The sequence below is a fragment of the Saccharopolyspora sp. NFXS83 genome, assembly GCF_026241095.1.
Taxonomy (GTDB): Bacteria; Actinomycetota; Actinomycetes; order Mycobacteriales; family Pseudonocardiaceae; genus Saccharopolyspora_C.
Window position 1 is genome coordinate 1 of the sequence record NZ_JAPFGB010000058.1, and the last position, 1,357, is coordinate 1,357.

Below are 1,357 nucleotides of genomic sequence, written 5' to 3' on the forward strand. Positions count from 1 at the left end.
TCACTGCACACCCACCCCTGGCTCACCGACCACACAATCCTGGGATCGACCCTCTTCCCCGGCACAGGATTCCTCGAGTTGGCGTTACGGGCCGCAGACGAAGTCGGCGGCGGTCGGATCGAGGAACTCGAGTTGTCGGCCCCGCTGGTGCTGGCGTCCGCGGCGGTTCAGATCCAGGTGGCCGTGGCGTTGGCGGATGAGTCGGGCGGTCGTCCGTTCACGGTGCACTCGCGCGTGGATGGAGAGTGGCTGCTCCATGCGACGGGCGTTCTCGTGCCGGGTCCGCAAGGGGAGCCGGTGCGGTTGGAGCAGTGGCCGCCACCTGGCGCCGAACCCGTTGACGTGCAGGACTTTTACAGCGACCTGGCAGAGACGGGCTGGAATTACGGGCCGCTGTTCCAGGGTTTGACGGCGGCGTGGCGGTCCGGCGACGAGGTGTTCGCCGAGGTGGCCCTCCCGGATGGGGCGGTGACCACCGGGTTCGGTCTGCACCCGGCGCTGTCCGACGCCGCGTTGCACGCGGCGGGGCTCGGCGAAGCAGCGCGGATACCGGCTGCCTTCCGCGGCGTCTCCCTGTACGCGGTGGGCGCTTCCACGCTGCGCGTGCGGATCACCTCAACCGGCACAGACACGGTTTCGGTCGATCTCGCCGACGGCGCCGGGCAGCCGGTGGCCAGGATCGGTGAGTTGGTGCTTCGGCCCGTGTCCGAGGCGGAACTGATCGGATCCCGTACCGCCGGTCGCGATTTGTTGTTCGGTGTGGGTTGGGAGCCTGCTGCTGTTGGGCCGGTTGGGGTTGAGTGGGTTGTTCTGGGCCCCGACGACCTCGGCGTGGCAGGCGAGGCGCCTTCCTACGCTGACATCGCGTCCATGCCGGTGGTGCCGCCTGGGGCGGTGGTGGTCGCGCGGACGTACGAGGGTGATCTGGCTGCGGCGGTGCACACGGCGACGCGCGACACGCTGGTGTTGTTGCAGGAGTGGTTGGCCGATCCTCGTTTGGACGATGTGCCGTTGGTGTTCGTGACTCGTGGTGCGATCGCGGCGTCCCACGAGGAGGACGTCACGAATCTGCCGGGTGCGGCGGTGTGGGGGTTGGTGCGGTCGGCGCAGTCGGAGAACCCCGGCCGGTTCTTCCTGGTCGATGTCGATGATGCGGGGTCGTTGCCGGGTGGGGTGGTGGTCGGGGAGCCGCAGCTGGCTGTTCGTGGGGGGGCGTTGTTGGTGCCCCGTCTCGGGCGGGTGGCGGTGGAGGGTTCGTCGGGGGCAGGTGTTTCGGAAGGCACGGTGTTGGTCACCGGGGCCACCGGAACCCTCGGTGCTCTGGTCTGCCGGCATCTCGTGGCCGTGCACGGCGCAC

Annotated in this window: 1 protein-coding gene; it reads left to right on the forward strand. The window is 69.2% G+C overall.

From position 1 onward, the window contains the following. Positions 1-1,357: SpnB-like Rossmann fold domain-containing protein (locus OOZ19_RS29915; RefSeq protein WP_266093523.1), on the forward strand; the 1,357-nt coding region annotated here is incomplete at both ends.